An 18,142-nucleotide genomic window follows, 5' to 3' on the forward strand; every position below is an offset into this window, starting at 1 on the left:
GGGTATGCTTGGGGGTCCTTTCGTTATAAAGCCCATATCATGCGGCTTCGGTCATAAAAACCGACATAATCTGCAACACTTGTGACACGTGCGGCAGAACCCGGTAACACCTTCCTGACACAGGCCTAATGATGTTTACAGTAATGTAACCTTCCCGTAAAATGCCCGCACACTTTAAACGCCACCAGACTCCCGTGGAATTGAGGTCGTTAAATGAGACTCAGGAAATACAATAAAAGTTTGGGATGGTTGTCATTATTCGCAGGTACTGTATTACTCAGTGGCTGTGATTCTGCACTACTAGACCCCAAAGGACAGATTGGACTGGAACAACGTTCACTGATATTGACGGCTTTTGGCCTGATGTTGATTGTGGTTATTCCTGCCATTTTGATGGCTGTTGGTTTCGCCTGGAAGTATCGTGCGAGCAATAAAGATGCGAAGTATAGCCCGAACTGGTCACACTCCAACAAAGTTGAAGCTGTGGTCTGGACGGTACCTATCCTGATCATCCTGTTCCTTGCCGTGCTGACCTGGAAAACCACTCACTCACTTGAGCCAAGCAAGCCGCTGGTTCACGATGAAAAACCTATTACCATTGAAGTGGTCTCCATGGACTGGAAATGGTTCTTCATCTATCCAGAGCAGGGCATTGCTACCGTGAATGAAATCGCCTTCCCGGCGAACACTCCGGTTCAGTTCAAAGTGACCTCCAACTCCGTAATGAACTCCTTCTTCATCCCGCGTCTGGGTAGCCAGATTTACGCGATGGCCGGTATGCAGACGAACCTGCATCTGATCGCGAATGAAGCAGGCACCTACGATGGTATCTCCGCCAGCTATAGCGGCCCGGGCTTCTCAGGTATGAAGTTCAAAGCTATTGCGACGCCGGACCGTGCCGCTTTCGACCAGTGGGTTGAAAAAGCGAAGCAGTCTCCAAACACCATGTCTGACATGGCGGCGTTCGAAAAAGTGGCTGCACCTAGCGAATACAACAAGGTGGAGTACTTCTCTAACGTGAAACCAGATTTGTTCAAAGACGTTATTGGCAAATTTATGGATCACGGCAAGAGCATGGACATGACCCAGCCAGAAGGCGAGCACAGCGCGCACGAAGGTATGGAAGGCATGGACATGAGCCACGCGGAAACCGCTCACTAAGGGGCCGAGGAAGAAAATGTTCGGAAAATTGACACTGGATGCAGTGCCCTACCATGAACCGATTATCATGGTTACGGTGGCTGCAATTATCATTGGTGGCGCGGCCTTAGTTGGCCTGATCACTTACTTCGGTAAGTGGAGCTACCTGTGGAATGAGTGGCTGACTTCGGTTGACCACAAAAAACTCGGTATCATGTACTGCATCGTCGGTATAGTCATGTTAATTCGTGGCTTTGCGGATGCAATCATGATGCGTAGCCAGCAGGCACTCGCGTCTGCGGGCGAAGCCGGCTTCCTGCCACCGCACCACTACGATCAGATCTTTACCGCCCACGGCGTTATCATGATCTTCTTCGTGGCGATGCCGCTGGTAATCGGTCTGATGAACGTTGTCGTTCCGCTGCAAATCGGCGCGCGCGACGTAGCGTTCCCGTTCCTGAACAACCTGAGCTTCTGGTTCACGGTTGTCGGCGTTATCCTGGTTAACCTGTCACTGGGCGTGGGCGAATTCGCACAGACCGGCTGGCTGGCTTACCCGCCGCTTTCGGGGATTGAGTACAGTCCGGGTGTAGGCGTTGACTACTGGATTTGGGCGCTTCAGCTCTCCGGTGTCGGTACCACCCTGACCGGTATCAACTTCTTCGTGACCATCCTGAAGATGCGTGCACCAGGTATGACGATGTTCAAGATGCCAGTATTTACCTGGGCATCTCTGTGCGCCAACGTACTGATTATCGCGTCGTTCCCAATTCTGACCGTCACCATCGCGCTGCTGACCCTGGACCGCTACCTGGGCACCCATTTCTTCACGAATGATATGGGTGGCAACATGATGATGTACATCAACCTGATTTGGGCCTGGGGTCACCCGGAAGTGTACATTCTGGTTCTGCCTGTCTTCGGTGTGTTCTCCGAAATCGCGGCAACCTTCTCGCGTAAGCGTCTGTTTGGTTACACCTCTCTGGTGTGGGCAACCGTGTGTATTACCGTTCTGTCGTTCATCGTTTGGCTGCACCACTTCTTTACCATGGGTGCGGGCGCGAACGTAAACGCCTTCTTCGGTATCACTACCATGATTATCGCCATCCCTACCGGGGTGAAGATCTTCAACTGGCTGTTCACCATGTACCAGGGCCGTATCGTGTTCCACTCAGCAATGCTGTGGACCATCGGCTTCATCGTGACCTTCTCCGTAGGTGGGATGACCGGCGTACTGCTGGCGGTGCCAGGTGCTGACTTCGTTCTGCACAACAGCCTGTTCCTGATTGCGCACTTCCATAACGTTATCATCGGTGGTGTGGTCTTCGGCTGCTTCGCAGGTGTGACTTACTGGTGGCCTAAGGCGTTTGGCTTCACGCTGAACGAAACCTGGGGTAAACGCGCGTTCTGGTTCTGGATCATTGGCTTCTTCGTGGCGTTTATGCCGCTGTACGTGCTGGGCTTCATGGGTATGACCCGTCGTCTGAGCCAGCAGATCGATCCGCAGTTCCACCCAATGCTGATGGTTGCAGCGGGCGGTGCAGCGCTGATTGCCTGCGGTATTCTGTGCCAGCTGATTCAGTACTACGTGTCCATCCGCGACCGTAACCTGAACCGCGACCTGACCGGTGACCCATGGGGTGGCCGTACGCTGGAGTGGGCAACCTCTTCTCCACCACCGTTCTATAACTTTGCCGTAGTGCCGCACATTCACGAGCGTGACGCATTCTGGGAAATGAAAGAAAAAGGTGAAGCGTACAAGCAACCTGAGCATTACGAAGAGATCCATATGCCGAAAAACAGCGCTGCGGGCATCGTGATTGCCGCTTTCGCAACGGTATTTGGTTTCGCAATGATCTGGCACATCTGGTGGATGGCGATTGTTGGCTTCGCTGGCATCGTAATCAGCTGGATTGTGAAGAGCTTTGACGAGGACGTGGACTACTACGTACCAGTCCGTGAAGTTGAAAAGCTGGAAAATCAGCATTTCGACGAGATTTCTAAAGCGGGGCTGAAAAATGGCAACTGATACTCTGGCGCACTCAACTGCCCACGCGCATGAACATGCGCACCATGATACAGGACCGACCAAAGTCTTCGGTTTCTGGATCTACCTGATGAGCGACTGCATTCTGTTCTGCTGTCTGTTCGCGACCTATGCCGTTCTGGTGAACGGCACAGCGGGCGGCCCGACCGGCAAGGACATTTTTGAACTGCCGTTCGTTCTGGTTGAAACTGCACTGCTGTTATTCAGCTCCATCACCTACGGCATGGCGGCTATCGCCATGTACAAAAACAACAAGAGCCAGGTTGTCTCCTGGCTGGCGTTGACCTGGCTGTTTGGTGCTGGCTTTATCGGGATGGAAATCTATGAATTCCACCACCTGATTATGGAAGGCTTCGGTCCGGATCGCAGTGGCTTCCTGTCCGCGTTCTTCGCGCTGGTGGGTACCCACGGTCTGCACGTGACCTCGGGTCTGATCTGGATGGCAGTACTGATGTTCCAGATCTCCCGCCGCGGCCTGACCAGCACTAACCGTACCCGTATCATGTGCCTGAGCCTGTTCTGGCACTTCCTGGACGTGGTATGGATCTGCGTGTTCTCTGTTGTCTATCTGATGGGGGCGATGTAATGAGTCATTCTAACGATCATGGCGCTTCCCACGGCAGCGTAAAAACCTACATGACAGGTTTCATCCTGTCGATCATCCTGACGGTGATCCCGTTCTGGATGGTGATGAGCGGTTCTGCGTCCAAGCCGGTTATCCTGGGAGCAATCCTGGTGACCGCGGTGATTCAGATTCTGGTGCATCTGGTTTGCTTCCTGCACATGAACACCAAGTCCGATGAAGGCTGGAATATGACTGCCTTTATCTTTACCGTGATTATCATCGCTATCCTGGTAGTCGGTTCCATCTGGATTATGTGGAACCTCAACTACAACATGATGGTTCACTAAGAGCGGCGAGTATGTTTAAGCAATACCTGCAAGTCACGAAACCAGGCATCATCTTTGGCAACCTGATCTCCGTAATCGGAGGGTTCCTGCTGGCCTCTAAAGGCAGCATTGATTACACCCTCTTTATTTACACGCTGGTCGGTGTGTCACTGGTGGTTGCGTCCGGTTGTGTATTTAACAACTACATCGACATGGATATCGACAAGAAGATGGAAAGGACCAAGAATCGGGTGCTGGTTAAAGGCCTGATTGCCCCTTCCGTCTCGCTGGTGTACGCCACCTTGCTGGGTATTGCTGGCTTTATGCTGCTGTGGTTTGGTGCTAACCCGCTGGCCTGCTGGCTGGGGGTGATGGGGTTCGTGGTGTATGTAGGCGTCTACAGCCTGTATATGAAGCGTCACTCCGTCTATGGCACGCTGATTGGTTCTCTTTCCGGCGCTGCGCCGCCGGTGATTGGCTACTGCGCCGTCACGAACGAGTTCGACAGCGGTGCGCTCATCCTGCTGGCTATCTTTAGCCTGTGGCAGATGCCGCACTCCTATGCCATCGCGATTTTCCGCTTCAAGGATTATCAGGCAGCGAACATTCCGGTTCTGCCGGTCGTGAAGGGCATTTCAGTTGCCAAGAACCACATCACGCTCTACATCATCGCTTTTGCCGTGGCAACGCTGATGCTTTCTCTGGGTGGTTACGCCGGATATAAATATCTGGTGGTAGCGGCCGCGGTGAGCGTCTGGTGGCTCGGCATGGCCCTGCGCGGCTACAAGGTGGAAGATGACAAAGTCTGGGCACGCAAGCTGTTTGTGTTCTCGATTGTCGCCATCACCTCCCTGTCCGTGATGATGTCCGTAGACTTCATGGTGCCGGACTCGCAAAACCTGCTGACTTACGTCTGGTAAGTTTATGTGATGATGAAAAGGGTGCTTCGGCACCCTTTTTTATTCATGAAATCTATTAATTACGCATGTAATATTTGTTAAATAAGCCTTTATTTACCCCGCCCCTTCCCCGCACTACACTATGGCCTGCTTTTAAATTGAGGTGGTAATGAACGATTATAAAATGACGCCGGGCGAGCTGCGTGCGACCTGGGGTTTAGGGACTGTTTTCTCGCTGCGGATGCTTGGCATGTTTATGGTCCTGCCCGTTCTGACCACGTACGGCATGGCGTTACAGGGTGCCAGCGAAGCGCTGATTGGCCTTGCTATTGGCATTTACGGTCTGGCGCAGGCGGTGTTCCAGATCCCCTTTGGCCTGCTCTCTGATCGGGTGGGCCGCAAGCCGCTGATTGTAGGCGGGCTGCTGGTCTTTGTGCTCGGGAGCGTTATTGCCGCCCTCTCCCACTCCATCTGGGGCATTATTTTAGGCCGCGCCCTGCAGGGATCCGGCGCGATTGCCGCCGCGGTGATGGCGCTACTGTCAGATTTAACCCGCGAGCAAAACCGCACCAAAGCGATGGCGTTCATCGGCGTGAGCTTTGGCGTAACGTTTGCGATTGCGATGGTGCTCGGTCCCATCATTACGCACAAACTGGGTCTGCATGCCCTGTTCTGGATGATTGCGGTGCTGGCGACTATCGGGATCGCACTCACCCTGTGGGTTGTGCCAGACAGTAAAAATCACGTCCTTAACCGTGAATCCGGGATGGTTAAAGGCTGCTTTAGCAAAGTCATCGCCGAGCCGCGTCTGCTAAAGCTTAACTTCGGCATTATGTGCCTGCATATTCTGCTGATGTCCACCTTCGTCGCCCTGCCCGGCCAGCTTGCCGCAGCAGGTTTCCCGGCGGCCGAGCACTGGAAAATTTATCTGGTCACGATGCTAATCTCGTTTGTCTCTGTCGTGCCGTTCATCATCTACGCCGAAGTGAAGCGCAAAATGAAGCGCGTCTTCGTGGGCTGCGTGGCGTTACTGCTGATTGCCGAGATTGTGCTGTGGGGCGCTGGCCCGCACTTCTGGGAGCTGATCGCAGGCGTGCAGCTGTTCTTCCTGGCGTTTAATCTGATGGAAGCGCTGCTGCCGTCGCTGATCAGCAAAGAGTCCCCCGCCGGTTACAAAGGCACGGCAATGGGCATTTATTCCACCAGCCAGTTCCTCGGCGTGGCGATCGGCGGATCGCTCGGCGGCTGGGTCGACGGCCTGTTTGATTCACAAACCGTGTTTCTCGCGGGCGCGCTGCTGGCAACAGTCTGGCTGCTGGTCGCCAGCACCATGAAAGAGCCACGCTACGTGAGCAGCCTGCGGGTAGAAATCCCGGATGACGTGGAGATTAGCGACGCGCTGAAGCAGCGTCTGGAAGGAAAAGAAGGGGTCACAGAGGTGCTGATTGTCCCCGAAGAGCGCAGCGCTTATGTCAAAATTGACAGCAAAGTGACCAACCGCTTTGAGATCGAGCAGGCGCTCAAAGCGTGAAAAAAAGCCCGGTTGAACCGGGCTTTTTTGTCTTAATCGCGGAAGTTTTTAAACTGGAACGGCTGTCCTAAATCCCCGCCGCGCACCAGTGCCATCACGGACTGGAGATCGTCGCGAGATTTACCGGTCACGCGAATTTCTTCGCCCTGGATCTGCGCCTGCACCTTCAGCTTGCTGTCTTTGATAAGCTTAACGATCTTCTTCTGCACCGCGCTCTCGATGCCCTGCTTCAGTTTGGCTTCTACAAACCAGTTCTTACCGCTGTGGACAAACTCGTCCGGCACGTCCAGAGACGTTCCTTCGATGCCGCGTTTTAACAGCTTGGCGCGCAGAATGTCGAGCAGCTGATTCACCTGGAAATCAGACTCGCTCAGCACCTTAATGGTCTTATTTGCGTCGTTCAGCTCAAACGACGCCTCAACGCCGCGAAAATCGAAACGTGACTCAACTTCGCGGGTTGCGTTCTCAACGCCGTTGCGAACTTCCTGGATATCAACTTCGGAAACAATATCGAAAGATGGCATCTTTTCTTCTCCCTTCACTTTTGTTGCGTTGCATAATACCCGCTACGAGGCATAACTCAACAGAAGCTTAGCTGTATAATTAAGCTGTAACACCTGGCGCAGTTGCAGGTGAGGAGGAACAATGAAAATTACGGTGCTCGGATGCGGAGCGCTCGGCCAGCTGTGGCTGACCGCGCTGTGCAAGCACGGACATGAGGTTCAGGGCTGGCTGCGCGTGCCCCAGCCCTATTGCAGTGTCAACCTGATTGGTGAAGACGGAAGCATTTTTAACGAATCCCTCACCGCAAACGATCCTGATTTCCTGGCGCAAAGCGACCTGTTGCTGGTGACGCTCAAGGCGTGGCAGGTCTCAGATGCGGTTAAGACTCTGGCCGCGCAGCTCCCCCCCACGTCCCCCATTCTGCTGCTGCATAACGGTATGGGAACCCTTGATGAGCTGAAAAGCGTCCCGCAGCCTCTGCTAATGGCGACCACCACCCACGCTGCGCGTCGCGACGGGACTATTATCGTGCATGTCGCCAGCGGCGTGACGCACATCGGCCCGGCCAGAACACAGGATGGCGACTACAGCTATCTGGCCGATGTTCTGCAAAAGGTCTTGCCGGACGTCGCCTGGCACAACAACATCCGCCCTCAGCTGTGGCGCAAGCTGGCCGTAAACTGCGTGATCAATCCGCTGACGGCGCTGTGGAACTGCCCGAACGGGGAACTGAAAAACCATCCGCAGGAGGTGGCGTCCCTGTGTGCAGAAGTCGCGTCGGTCATTGAGCGAGAAGGCCTGCACACCTCAGCAGAGGATTTACGCTGTTATGTCGAGCAGGTTATTGAGAGTACGGCTGAGAACATCTCCTCGATGCTGCAGGACGTTCGGGCATTACGCCATACGGAGATAGATTACATTACCGGCTATCTGCTAAAGCGCGCCCGCTCGCACGGCATCGCCGTGCCGGAAAACGCCCGTCTGTATGACCTGGTTAAACGTAAGGAGAGTGAATATGAGCGCGTCGGCACTGATTTGCCTCGCTCCTGGTAGCGAAGAGATGGAAGCGGTCACCACTATTGATTTAATGGTACGTGGCGGCATTAAGGTAACAACCGCCAGCGTAGCCAGCGACGGCAATCTGGCAATCACCTGTTCACGAGGGGTGAAAATCCTGGCAGACGCACCGCTTGTCCAGGTTGCTGACGGCGATTACGACATCATCGTCCTGCCCGGCGGCTTAAAAGGCGCGGAATGTTTCCGCGACAGCCCGCTGCTGGTTGAAACCGTGCGTCAGTTTCATCTGTCCGGCCGCATCGTCGCGGCAATTTGTGCCGCCGCTGGAACAGTTCTGATTCCGCACGATATCTTCCCCATCGGCAATATGACCGGCTTCCCGGGGCTTAAGGATACGATCCCGGAAGATCATTGGGTGGATAAACGCGTCGTCTGGGATCCGCGCGTCAACCTGCTGACCAGCCAGGGCCCCGGCACCGCGATTGATTTTGGCTTAAAGATAATTGATCTGCTGGTCGGGCGGGAGAAGGCCTACGAAGTGGCGTCGTCGCTGGTGATGCCGGCGGGGATTTATAATTACTATGAAGAGTAGTGCATAAAAAAAGCCGGGTGGTGCGAGGTAAAAGCAAAACGGCAACCTTTGGTTGCCGTTTTTAATGTGAGGGCACCAGGCCGCACGCTACGGACGATACACCTTCACATTCGCGAATCCCTGCTCGCGCAGGTACAGCGCCTGCAGGCGGCTCATCACCCCGCGCTCACACCACAGCAGATACGTTTTGCTCTGATCGAGGTCGCCAAACTTAGTGCTCAGCTTGTAGAACGGCAGAGAAACCACCTCTACGCCTTCAACCTTCAGCGGCTTGTCATCCTGCTCGTCAATGGAGCGGATATCCAGAATCGCATCGTTCGCACCGAAACCGCTCACGGTTTCCACTTCAACCACTTCCTGCTCGGTCTGCTGGGCAATCTCGCGGATGTCGATGTTGGACGCTTCTGCCACCACTCTTTCCAGGATGCTGAAATCGAAGTTCTCTTCTTCCGCTTCGATCTTCGCCTTCACTGCCTTGACGGTCGGGCTTTTTGAGATCACGCCGCAGTATTCCGGCATGGTGCGGGCAAAGTCTTCGGTGCCGATTTCACGCGCCAGGTCGATGATGTGCTCTTTATCGTGGGAGATCAGCGGACGCAGGATCAGCGTATCTGATACGTTGTCGATCAGACGCAGGTTGGTCAGCGTCTGGCTGGAGACCTGGCCCAGCGCTTCGCCGGTGACCAGCGCCTGCACGCCGTAACGTTCGGCGACTTTGGACGCCGCGCGAACCATCATACGTTTGAGGATGACGCCCATCTGGCCGTCATCCACTTTTTCAAGGATTTCGCCCACTACCGGCTCAAAGTTGATCGCCACAAAACGCACGCGGTGGGAGCTGCCGAAGCGGTTCCACAGGTAATGCGCCACCTGACGAACGCCAATTTCATGCGCCGCGCCGCCCAGGTTGAAGAAGCAGTAGTGCACGCGGCAGCCGCGACGCATCAGCATATAGCTGGAGACGCCGGAGTCGAAGCCGCCTGAGATCAGCGACAGCACATCTTCCTGCGTGCCGATCGGGAAACCGCCAATACCTTCATAACGGCCCTTAACCAGCAGCAGACGATCGTTCTCGATCTCAAGGTTAACGGTGACGTCCGGGTTAGTCAGGCGCACGCGCGCCGTCTCAACGTGCTGGTTCAGACCGCCGCCAACGTAGCGCTCAACTTCAATCGAGCTGAACTCGTGCTTACCGCGACGCTTCACGCGCACGCAGAAGGTTTTGCCTTCGATCTGGTCGCGGTACTGTACCAGCGCCTTTTCGAAGATATCGTGCATATCGCTGAACGGAACGTCTTCCACTTCCAGAATATGGTGAATACCTGGAATACGGGTCAGCGCGTCGCGAATATCAAGGCGTTTGCTTTCGTCTTTCGCGCGGACTTCAACGTGGTCCCAGTGACGCACCACGGCGAGCGTTTCGTCGTAGTGTTTTAATACGTTACGAATGTTCCCGGTGAGAATTTTAATAAAGCGCAAACGCACAGATTGGCTTTTGATGGTGATTTCAGGGAACAATTTAATGATAAACTTCATGGCGGCAATGTTTCTTAGGCAAGCTTATAAAGGCTTGTAGTGGAAAATGATACAGCAGCCCACACCCGTGGCTGCATCCAGGCGCGCAAGTATACCACCATCGCGCCACTCGCGTTATTTGATAATTGCCCCGAGTCCGTTACCATGTTGGGGCGAAGAATATAAGAGTTAATTCACTATGCCGAAGAAGAACGACGCACCGGCCAGTTTTGAAACTGCGCTGAGTGAGCTTGAGCAGATTGTTACCCGCCTCGAGAGCGGCGATTTACCGCTGGAAGACGCCCTCAACGAATTTGAGCGCGGTGTGCAGCTTGCGCGCCAGGGGCAGGTAAAACTCCAGCAGGCCGAGCAGCGTGTGCAGATCCTGCTTTCCGACAGCGAAGACGCTAAAACCACGCCATTCACACCGGACGCCGAGTAAATGGATTTTACCAACGCGCTTCAGGCGCGCGTCGTTCGCGCCAACGACGCCCTACGCCGTTTTATTGAGCCGCAGCCTTTTCAGAACACTCCACTGGTTGAAGCCATGCACTATGGCGCACTCTTAGGGGGAAAACGCCTGCGTCCGTTCCTGGTGTATGCCACGGGCAATATGTTTGGCATCAGCGATAATACGCTGGACGCCCCGGCAGCCGCCGTGGAGTGCATCCATGCCTACTCGCTGATCCACGACGATCTCCCGGCGATGGACGACGACGATCTGCGCCGGGGTCAGCCAACCTGCCACATTAAGTTTGGCGAGGCGAATGCCATTCTGGCGGGCGATGCCTTGCAGACGCTGGCGTTCTCGATTCTCAGTGATGCGCCGATGGCGGAAGTGGCCGACCGCGACCGCCTGGCGATGATCTCCGAACTGGCAATGGCCAGCGGCGTGGCCGGCATGTGCGGCGGTCAGGCGCTGGATCTTGAAGCGGAAGGACGTCAGGTTAATCTGGAACAGCTGGAGCGTATTCATCGCCATAAGACGGGCGCGCTTATTCGTTCCGCCGTTCGCCTGGGCGCGCTGAGCGCGGGTGAGCAAGGGCGCAAAGCCTTGCCGATTCTGGACAGATATGCAGAAAGTATCGGTCTGGCATTCCAGGTTCAGGATGACATTCTGGATGTGGTGGGCGATACTGCAACATTGGGTAAACGTCAGGGTGCGGACCAGCAGCTTGGCAAAAGTACCTATCCCGCCCTGCTGGGTCTTGAGCAAGCCCAACGTAAAGCCCGGGATCTGATTGACGATGCCCGCCAGTCGCTGAATGAGCTGGCCGCGCAATCGCTGGATACCTCGGCACTGGAAGCGCTAGCGGACTATATAATCCAGCGTGATAAATAAACTATATATCTCGATGAGCCTTTGATGAGTTTTGATATTGCCAAATACCCGACACTGGCGTTAGTTGACTCCACCCAGGAGTTACGTCTGTTGCCGAAAGAGAGTCTGCCGAAGCTGTGTGACGAGCTGCGTCGCTACCTGCTCGACAGCGTTAGCCGCTCCAGCGGCCACTTCGCCTCCGGGCTTGGCACGGTTGAGCTGACCGTGGCGTTGCATTACGTCTATAACACGCCGTTCGATCAGCTTATCTGGGACGTGGGCCACCAGGCCTATCCGCACAAAATTCTGACCGGACGTCGCGATAAAATTGGCACCATTCGTCAGAAGGGCGGCCTGCACCCGTTCCCGTGGCGCGGTGAGAGCGAGTATGACGTGCTGAGCGTCGGCCACTCCTCAACCTCCATTTCCGCGGGCATCGGTATTGCCGTTGCCGCCGAGAAAGAGAACAAGCAGCGCCGCACCGTCTGCGTGATTGGCGACGGGGCGATCACCGCCGGGATGGCTTTTGAAGCCATGAACCACGCGGGCGATATCAAGCCGGACATGCTGGTTATCCTCAACGATAACGAAATGTCGATCTCCGAGAACGTCGGCGCGCTGAACAACCATCTGGCGCAGCTGCTTTCCGGCAAGCTTTACTCCTCCCTGCGGGAAGGCGGGAAAAAAGTTTTCTCCGGCGTGCCGCCGATCAAAGAGCTGCTCAAGCGTACCGAAGAACACATCAAAGGCATGGTCGTACCGGGCACGCTGTTCGAAGAGCTGGGCTTTAACTATATCGGCCCGGTGGACGGGCACGATGTGCTGGGTCTGGTGACCACGCTTAAAAACATGCGCGACCTGAAAGGCCCGCAGTTCCTGCACATCATGACTAAAAAAGGGCGTGGCTACGAACCGGCGGAGAAAGATCCGATCACCTTCCACGCGGTGCCAAAGTTCGACCATACCAGCGGCTGCCTGCCGAAAAGCAGCGGCGGAATGCCGAGCTACTCAAAAATCTTTGGCGACTGGCTGTGCGAGACGGCGGCAAAAGATCACAAGCTGATGGCGGTTACGCCTGCCATGCGTGAAGGCTCCGGCATGGTCGAGTTCTCCAAAAAATACCCGGACCAGTATTTCGACGTCGCCATTGCCGAGCAGCACGCGGTCACCTTCGCGGCGGGCCTGGCGATTGGCGGCTACAAGCCGGTGGTGGCGATTTACTCCACCTTCCTGCAGCGCGCCTACGACCAGGTGATCCATGACGTTGCCATCCAGAAGCTGCCGGTGCTGTTTGCTATCGATCGCGCGGGCATCGTGGGGGCCGACGGCCAGACGCACCAGGGGGCGTTTGATCTCTCCTTCCTGCGCTGCATCCCGGACATGGTCATCATGACGCCAAGCGACGAAAACGAGTGTCGTCAGATGCTGTATACCGGCTACCACTATCAGGACGGCCCCTGCGCGGTACGTTATCCACGCGGCAATGCCCTTGGCGTTGAACTTCAGCCGCTGGAAAAACTGGAGATCGGTAAAGGTCTGGTGAAACGTCGCGGCGAAAAAGTGGCGATCCTGAACTTTGGTACGCTGATGCCGGAAGCGGCAAAAGTCGCTGAAACCCTGAACGCGACGCTGGTGGATATGCGCTTTGTGAAGCCGCTCGATGAATCTCTGATTCTGAGCATGGCGGAAAGCCACGACGTGCTGGTCACGCTGGAAGAGAACGCCATCATGGGCGGTGCGGGCAGCGGCGTTAACGAGGTACTGATGGCGAACCGTAAATTGGTTCCGGTGCTGAACCTCGGCCTGCCGGACCACTTCATCCCGCAAGGCACACAGGACGAGGCGCGTGCCGACATCGGCCTGGACGCCGCCGGTATCGAAGCCAGAATCCGCAGCTGGCTGGCCTGATCCCTCCCCTTTTCCGCTCCTGCTATGCTTAAACGTATTGTTTAAACAGCAGGAGCGGAACCATGCAATACACGACATTAGGAAAAACGGACCTCAGGGTGTCCCGGCTTTGCCTGGGCTGCATGACCTTTGGCGAGCCTGACCGGGGAAATCACGCCTGGACGCTGCCGGAAGAGAGCAGCCGCCCTATCATCAAGAGCGCCATAGACGGCGGCATCAACTTCTTCGATACCGCCAACAGCTACTCTGACGGCAGCAGCGAAGAGATTGTGGGCCGCGCTGTGCGTGATTTTGCTCGTCGGGATGAGATTGTGGTCGCCACCAAGGTGTATTACCCGTCAGGCGATCTGGCTGAAGGCCTCTCTCGCGCGCAGATCCTGCGCTCCATTGATGACAGCCTCAGACGCCTGAACATGGATTACGTCGACCTGCTGCAAATTCACCGCTGGGATTACAACACGCCAATTGAAGAGACGCTTGAAGCGCTGAACGATGTCGTGAAAGCGGGTAAAGCGCGCTATATCGGCGCGTCGTCAATGCACGCATCTCAGTTTGCTCAGGCGCTCGATCTCCAGGCGCAGCACGGCTGGGCGCGCTTTGTCACCATGCAGGATCACTACAACCTGATTTACCGGGAAGAAGAACGCGAGATGCTGCCGCTCTGCTACCAGGAAGGCGTGGCGGTGATCCCGTGGAGCCCGCTGGCGCGCGGACGCTTAACCCGTCCGTGGGGAGAAACCACGGCGCGGCTGGTATCGGATGAAGTGGGTAAAAATCTTTATTCCGGTACCGAAGCCAGCGATGCGCTGATTGCCGAACGTTTAGCCGGGATCGCCGACGATATCGGCGCAACGCGCGCGCAGGTGGCGCTGGCGTGGCTGCTGGGCAAGCGGGGTGTCGCCGCACCGATTATTGGTACATCGCGGGAAGAACAGCTGGACGAGTTGTTAAGCGCGGTGGATTTATCGCTGACGCCGGAGCAGGTAGCCGAGCTGGAGACGCCGTATCAGCAGCATCCGGTGGTGGGGTTTAAGTAAACACTTGCCGGGTGGCGTACGCTTCCCCGGCAATGCTGAGCGCACAAACTTACCCGAAGTGATCGTACCCTTTCCAGTCCAGCGTAACGGGCGCACCGTCTTTCACAAACTTCAGCCCTTCACTCTCCGGCATGATCTGACCGATGCAGGTAAACTTTGCGCCAAGATGGGCCAATGCCACGTCCAGCGTTCCACGGTTCAGCTCTGGCACCGTGAAGCACAACTCGTAGTCTTCCCCACCGGAGAGCGCCCAGCGCAGCGCCTGCTCAGGCTCCACATGGCGAAGCAGTTGCTCCGACAGCGGGAACAGATCCAGGTCAACGCGCGCGCCCACCCCGCTGGCCTTCAGGATATGGCCGAGGTCCGAGATGAGACCGTCAGAGAGATCGATAGCCGAACTGGCCCGCTCGCGCAGCGCCTGACCGTGCAGAATACGTGGTGTCGGGCGCAGGTGGCGCTTCACCAGATACGCCGCATCGTCAGCGTCCTTCACGTTTAAGCGATCCTGAAGGATCGCCAGCCCTGCCGCGCTGTCTCCCGGCGTCCCGGTCACGTAGATCCAGTCGCCCGGTTTAGCGCCCGAGCGCTTCAGCGCGCGACCGAGCGGCACATAGCCGTGGATCGCCAGGGTCATCGACAGCGGCCCGGCAGTCGTATCGCCGCCAATCAGCTGCATATCGTAGTAGTTCAGCTGTTCAAACAGCGCATCGCTGAACGCTTCAAGCCAGGCTTCATCCACCTCCGGCAGCGTCAGGGCCAGCGTCAGCCAGGCCGGGTCGGCGCCCATTGCCGCCAGATCGCTGACGTTGACCGCCAGCGCTTTATACGCCAGATCGGCAGGATCGATATCACGTAAGAAATGACGTCCGCACACTAAGGTGTCGGTGCTGATTGCCAGCGTCTGCTTTTCAGGAATATTGAGAAGTGCACAGTCATCGCCAATGCCGGTTTCAACATCAAGACGAGAGGTTCTGACACGGTCGAAATAACGGGCAATCAGGGAGAATTCGCCGCATGCCATACGTTATGCCTCAGCAAATAAAAGAAAAAACCGGAGCCGCACTGCCCGTCAGGCAATGCAGAACTCCGGTTTGCGGATCACTTTTTGTGGGGACGGATCGCAGGTGCGGCTTTATCAAGTACGCCGTTAACGAACTTGTGGCTGTCTTCAGCGCCGAAGGTTTTCGCCAGTTCGATCGCTTCGTTGATGGCCACTTTGTACGGCACATCATCACGTTTAGACAGCTCAAACAGCGCGATACGCAACACTGCTTTTTCCACCTGGCCCAGCTCTTCGAGCAGACGGGACAGGTATGGCTTCATCAGGCCATCGAGATACGCGCTATTAGTCGCCACTCCCGACAGCAGTTCACGGAAGTACAGAACGTCAACGTCTTTCACGTCCTGTTCTGACAGGAACTGGTATTCAACATCAGCGATGTCGTTCTGGGACAACTGCCAGGAGTAAAGTGCCTGGACGGCACATTCACGGGCGCGGCGACGAGCAGCAGGTTTCACGGAATTCCCCTTACAAAAAAATCAGGCCTTAATGGCTTTCAATACATTGATCATTTCAAGCGCGGTCAGTGCAGCTTCTGCACCTTTGTTACCGGCTTTGGTGCCAGCACGTTCGATGGCTTGTTCAATACTTTCGGTGGTCAGCACGCCGAACGCGACAGGAATTTCAGCATCCTGCGCAACGTGTGCCAGACCGTTGCTTGCACCGCCCGCAACGTATTCGAAGTGCGCAGTGCCGCCACGAATAACGGTACCCAGCGCAATCACCGCGTCGTATTTACCGGTTTTCGCCAGCGCGCCCGCCGCCAGTGGCAGTTCATAAGCGCCTGGAACCCAAACAACGGTAATGTTGTCATCTTTAACCTGGCCGATACGTTTCAGGGCGTCAATCGCACCTTCCAGCAGGCTATCGTTGATGAAGTTGTTGAAACGCGCAATGGTGATGGCGACGCGAGCGTCCGGGGTAGCTACAGCAGCTTCAATAATGTTCATACTCTTCCTTTACGGGTTCATTTGGCCCCGCAGGGGGGCGGATTTTATCATAATACTTTGCGCACTGCTTCCCTATTTCGGGAGCAATTACGCTGTCGTTAAATGGAGGCAGACATCCGGACCCACCGGACGAATCTCGCTGAATGTGAGTTGCGGTGCATCGGCCAGTTTTTCAAGGCCAGGCAGCACAAACAGGCCGCGCGCGTCGTGACCTAACAGTTTAGGCGCAACGTAGACGAGCAGTTCATCCACCAGCCCCGCCTGGAGCAGCGCGCCGGCGAGCGTCGGACCGGCTTCGACCCAGATACTGTTCACCTGCTGCTTGCCGAGCAACATCATCAGCACCACGAGATCCAGATGTCCGTTATGCTCCGGCACCATAATGCTGCGCACGCCTTCCGGCCATTCGCGCGTATCTTCTTTGGTGCGCGCAATCCAGGTTTCACCCGGCTGCTGCACGATGCGGTGCGCCGGGGTCACGCGGTTCTGGCTATCAATAATAATACGCAGCGGCTGGCGCAGGTTCTCCTGCGGATAAAGCGCCTGGGTATCGGCATTCAGCTCATCCCAGCGCACGGTCATGGCCGGATCGTCAGCCAGAACGGTTTCACTGCTGGTGAGGATAGCATGGCTTTGCGCGCGCAGACGTTGCACATCGCGCCTTGCCTGCGGCGAGGTGATCCACTGGCTTTCACCGTTCGCCATTGCCGTACGGCCGTCCAGCGAGGCGCCCAGCTTAAGCTGAATAAACGGGAAGCCGGTGCGCATGCGCTTCAGAAAGCCTTTGTTGATGGCTTCCGCATCTTGCATCATCAGGCCGTGGCTGACGTCGATCCCTTCCTGTTGCAGACGATACAGGCCGCGGCCCGCCACCTGCGGGTTAGGATCCTGCATAGCGGCGACCACGCGCGAAACCCCTGCCGCAATCAGCGCTTCACAGCACGGCGGCGTGCGCCCGTGGTGGCTGCAGGGCTCCAGCGTCACGTAGGCCGTCGCGCCTCGCGCTTTCTCCCCCGCCATACGCAGGGCATGCACTTCAGCATGCGGCTCGCCTGCGCGATAGTGAAACCCTTCCCCCACGATCTCGCCATCTTTCACGATAACGCACCCGACGTTGGGGTTAGGATGGGTGGTAAAACGACCGCGCTGCGCCAGCTTCATGGCTCGCGCCATGTACTTCTCATCCTGCATGGGCTTAATCCTGTAAGCGGGCGATCTCTTCGCCAAACTCTTTGATATCTTCGAAACTGCGGTAGACAGAGGCGAAGCGGATATAGGCGACCTTATCGAGCTTTTTCAGCTGCTCCATCACCAGGTTGCCGATCATTTTGCTCGGCACTTCACGCTCGCCCAGGCCACGCAGGTAAGATTTAATGTGGTTTAACGCCATTTCGACATCATCCGCGCTGACGGGCCGTTTTTCGAGGGCCTTCAGCATTCCACTGCGCAGTTTCTCTTCGTTAAACGGCTCGCGCACGTCGTTACTTTTTACCACGCGCGGCATTACCAGCTCTGCAACCTCAAAGGTCGTGAAACGCTCGTTGCACACCAGACACTGCCGACGACGGCGTACAGAAGACCCTTCGCCCACAAGGCGAGAGTCGATGACTTTGGTATCCACAGCGGAGCAGAATGGGCAATGCATACGGTATCCCTGTTATCTGGTTAACTGATTTTCATTTTACCCTGATCTGGCCTGACAACAAAGGAGGAGCTTTTGAGATAAAGGA

General features: G+C 56.0%; 19 protein-coding genes. 12 read left to right on the forward strand and 7 right to left on the reverse strand.

Annotation, left to right across the window (positions count from 1 at the left end):
• Positions 1 to 213 precede the first annotated feature (213 nt).
• From cyoA to IM303_RS17780, 6 genes are all read left to right on the forward strand, one after another.
• Entirely contained in the window at positions 214 to 1,161 is a 948-nt protein-coding gene (gene cyoA, locus IM303_RS17755) for a cytochrome o ubiquinol oxidase subunit II (RefSeq protein ID WP_048999051.1), read from the forward strand.
• 16 nt (positions 1,162 to 1,177) lie between these two features.
• Positions 1,178 to 3,169: a cytochrome o ubiquinol oxidase subunit I gene (gene cyoB, locus IM303_RS17760; protein WP_028012157.1), complete on the forward strand. Its 1,992-nt coding sequence runs from the start codon at positions 1,178 to 1,180 to the stop codon at positions 3,167 to 3,169.
• Positions 3,159 to 3,773 (forward strand): cytochrome o ubiquinol oxidase subunit III, encoded by a 615-nt coding sequence (locus IM303_RS17765; RefSeq protein WP_003859057.1) that lies wholly within the window; start codon positions 3,159 to 3,161, stop codon positions 3,771 to 3,773. Before cyoB ends, IM303_RS17765 begins: the two co-directional genes overlap by 11 nt.
• On the forward strand, positions 3,773 to 4,099 hold the full coding sequence (locus IM303_RS17770; RefSeq protein WP_006176899.1) for a cytochrome o ubiquinol oxidase subunit IV: 327 nt from the start codon (positions 3,773 to 3,775) through the stop codon (positions 4,097 to 4,099). Before IM303_RS17765 ends, IM303_RS17770 begins: the two co-directional genes overlap by 1 nt.
• An 11-nt stretch (positions 4,100 to 4,110) precedes the next feature.
• Entirely contained in the window at positions 4,111 to 4,998 is an 888-nt protein-coding gene (gene cyoE / locus IM303_RS17775; protein ID WP_003859062.1) for a heme o synthase, read from the forward strand.
• Positions 4,999 to 5,146: 148 nt separating this feature from the next.
• On the forward strand, positions 5,147 to 6,508 hold the full coding sequence (locus IM303_RS17780) for an MFS transporter (RefSeq protein ID WP_193360138.1): 1,362 nt from the start codon (positions 5,147 to 5,149) through the stop codon (positions 6,506 to 6,508).
• A 32-nt stretch (positions 6,509 to 6,540) separates the two neighbouring features.
• Here the strand turns inward: IM303_RS17780 and IM303_RS17785 are convergent, their stop codons facing one another.
• The gene (locus IM303_RS17785; protein WP_023293165.1) at positions 6,541 to 7,032 is read right to left on the reverse strand and encodes a YajQ family cyclic di-GMP-binding protein; all 492 of its coding nucleotides are present in this window, start codon (positions 7,030 to 7,032) and stop codon (positions 6,541 to 6,543) included.
• A gap of 121 nt (positions 7,033 to 7,153) precedes the next feature.
• Here IM303_RS17785 and panE point away from each other — a divergent pair, with 121 nt between their 5' ends.
• Positions 7,154 to 8,065, forward strand: a complete 912-nt coding sequence (gene panE, locus IM303_RS17790; RefSeq protein ID WP_041911083.1) for a 2-dehydropantoate 2-reductase — start codon at positions 7,154 to 7,156, stop codon at positions 8,063 to 8,065.
• Entirely contained in the window at positions 8,028 to 8,621 is a 594-nt protein-coding gene (gene yajL, locus IM303_RS17795) for a protein deglycase YajL (RefSeq protein ID WP_048999045.1), read from the forward strand. The genes panE and yajL overlap by 38 nt, the downstream gene beginning before the upstream one ends.
• A gap of 87 nt (positions 8,622 to 8,708) precedes the next feature.
• Here yajL and thiI read toward each other — a convergent pair whose 3' ends face one another.
• On the reverse strand, positions 8,709 to 10,157 hold the full coding sequence (gene thiI / locus IM303_RS17800) for a tRNA uracil 4-sulfurtransferase ThiI (RefSeq protein ID WP_045259896.1): 1,449 nt from the start codon (positions 10,155 to 10,157) through the stop codon (positions 8,709 to 8,711).
• 178 nt (positions 10,158 to 10,335) lie between these two features.
• Here thiI and xseB point away from each other — a divergent pair, with 178 nt between their 5' ends.
• The 4 genes from xseB to IM303_RS17820 all read left to right on the forward strand — a co-directional run bounded on the left by xseB (position 10,336) and on the right by IM303_RS17820 (position 14,402).
• Positions 10,336 to 10,578: an exodeoxyribonuclease VII small subunit gene (gene xseB, locus IM303_RS17805; protein WP_003859094.1), complete on the forward strand. Its 243-nt coding sequence runs from the start codon at positions 10,336 to 10,338 to the stop codon at positions 10,576 to 10,578.
• Positions 10,579 to 11,478, forward strand: a complete 900-nt coding sequence (gene ispA / locus IM303_RS17810) for a (2E,6E)-farnesyl diphosphate synthase (protein WP_028012152.1) — start codon at positions 10,579 to 10,581, stop codon at positions 11,476 to 11,478.
• Between the two features lie 24 nt (positions 11,479 to 11,502).
• Positions 11,503 to 13,365 (forward strand): 1-deoxy-D-xylulose-5-phosphate synthase, encoded by a 1,863-nt coding sequence (gene dxs / locus IM303_RS17815; RefSeq protein WP_126345114.1) that lies wholly within the window; start codon positions 11,503 to 11,505, stop codon positions 13,363 to 13,365.
• Positions 13,366 to 13,427: 62 nt separating this feature from the next.
• Positions 13,428 to 14,402 (forward strand): aldo/keto reductase, encoded by a 975-nt coding sequence (locus IM303_RS17820; RefSeq protein WP_049001893.1) that lies wholly within the window; start codon positions 13,428 to 13,430, stop codon positions 14,400 to 14,402.
• Positions 14,403 to 14,451: 49 nt separating this feature from the next.
• Here the strand turns inward: IM303_RS17820 and thiL are convergent, their stop codons facing one another.
• From thiL to nrdR, 5 genes are all read right to left on the reverse strand, one after another.
• Entirely contained in the window at positions 14,452 to 15,423 is a 972-nt protein-coding gene (gene thiL / locus IM303_RS17825; RefSeq protein WP_049001891.1) for a thiamine-phosphate kinase, read from the reverse strand.
• Positions 15,424 to 15,500: 77 nt separating this feature from the next.
• Positions 15,501 to 15,920 carry a transcription antitermination factor NusB gene (nusB, locus tag IM303_RS17830; RefSeq protein WP_006809908.1) on the reverse strand — a complete coding sequence of 140 codons (420 nt, stop codon included), beginning with the start codon at positions 15,918 to 15,920 and terminating at the stop codon, positions 15,501 to 15,503.
• 21 nt (positions 15,921 to 15,941) lie between these two features.
• The gene (gene ribE, locus IM303_RS17835) at positions 15,942 to 16,412 is read right to left on the reverse strand and encodes a 6,7-dimethyl-8-ribityllumazine synthase (protein WP_006176874.1); all 471 of its coding nucleotides are present in this window, start codon (positions 16,410 to 16,412) and stop codon (positions 15,942 to 15,944) included.
• 87 nt (positions 16,413 to 16,499) lie between these two features.
• Positions 16,500 to 17,603, reverse strand: a complete 1,104-nt coding sequence (gene ribD, locus IM303_RS17840) for a bifunctional diaminohydroxyphosphoribosylaminopyrimidine deaminase/5-amino-6-(5-phosphoribosylamino)uracil reductase RibD (protein ID WP_049001889.1) — start codon at positions 17,601 to 17,603, stop codon at positions 16,500 to 16,502.
• A gap of 4 nt (positions 17,604 to 17,607) precedes the next feature.
• On the reverse strand, positions 17,608 to 18,057 hold the full coding sequence (gene nrdR, locus IM303_RS17845; protein WP_008503337.1) for a transcriptional regulator NrdR: 450 nt from the start codon (positions 18,055 to 18,057) through the stop codon (positions 17,608 to 17,610).
• Between the last annotated feature and the right edge of the window lie 85 nt (positions 18,058 to 18,142).

The sequence above is a fragment of the Enterobacter cloacae complex sp. P38RS genome (assembly GCF_014930775.1).
GTDB lineage: Bacteria > Pseudomonadota > Gammaproteobacteria > Enterobacterales > Enterobacteriaceae > Enterobacter > Enterobacter bugandensis.

Bases quoted from the DNA above. Each gene is read 5' to 3' on its own strand.
- thiL (WP_049001891.1), bottom strand. From the start codon at position 15,423: ATGGCATGCGGCGAATTCTCCCTGATTGCCCGTTATTTCGACCGTGTC.
- nrdR (WP_008503337.1), bottom strand. From the start codon at position 18,057: ATGCATTGCCCATTCTGCTCCGCTGTGGATACCAAAGTCATCGACTCT.
- cyoB (WP_028012157.1), top strand. From the start codon at position 1,178: ATGTTCGGAAAATTGACACTGGATGCAGTGCCCTACCATGAACCGATT.
- cyoA (WP_048999051.1), top strand. From the start codon at position 214: ATGAGACTCAGGAAATACAATAAAAGTTTGGGATGGTTGTCATTATTC.
- xseB (WP_003859094.1), top strand. From the start codon at position 10,336: ATGCCGAAGAAGAACGACGCACCGGCCAGTTTTGAAACTGCGCTGAGT.
- panE (WP_041911083.1), top strand. From the start codon at position 7,154: ATGAAAATTACGGTGCTCGGATGCGGAGCGCTCGGCCAGCTGTGGCTG.
- yajL (WP_048999045.1), top strand. From the start codon at position 8,028: ATGAGCGCGTCGGCACTGATTTGCCTCGCTCCTGGTAGCGAAGAGATG.
- ribD (WP_049001889.1), bottom strand. From the start codon at position 17,603: ATGCAGGATGAGAAGTACATGGCGCGAGCCATGAAGCTGGCGCAGCGC.
- IM303_RS17770 (WP_006176899.1), top strand. From the start codon at position 3,773: ATGAGTCATTCTAACGATCATGGCGCTTCCCACGGCAGCGTAAAAACC.
- ispA (WP_028012152.1), top strand. From the start codon at position 10,579: ATGGATTTTACCAACGCGCTTCAGGCGCGCGTCGTTCGCGCCAACGAC.
- cyoE (WP_003859062.1), top strand. From the start codon at position 4,111: ATGTTTAAGCAATACCTGCAAGTCACGAAACCAGGCATCATCTTTGGC.
- thiI (WP_045259896.1), bottom strand. From the start codon at position 10,157: ATGAAGTTTATCATTAAATTGTTCCCTGAAATCACCATCAAAAGCCAA.
- IM303_RS17820 (WP_049001893.1), top strand. From the start codon at position 13,428: ATGCAATACACGACATTAGGAAAAACGGACCTCAGGGTGTCCCGGCTT.
- IM303_RS17780 (WP_193360138.1), top strand. From the start codon at position 5,147: ATGAACGATTATAAAATGACGCCGGGCGAGCTGCGTGCGACCTGGGGT.
- dxs (WP_126345114.1), top strand. From the start codon at position 11,503: ATGAGTTTTGATATTGCCAAATACCCGACACTGGCGTTAGTTGACTCC.
- IM303_RS17785 (WP_023293165.1), bottom strand. From the start codon at position 7,032: ATGCCATCTTTCGATATTGTTTCCGAAGTTGATATCCAGGAAGTTCGC.
- IM303_RS17765 (WP_003859057.1), top strand. From the start codon at position 3,159: ATGGCAACTGATACTCTGGCGCACTCAACTGCCCACGCGCATGAACAT.
- ribE (WP_006176874.1), bottom strand. From the start codon at position 16,412: ATGAACATTATTGAAGCTGCTGTAGCTACCCCGGACGCTCGCGTCGCC.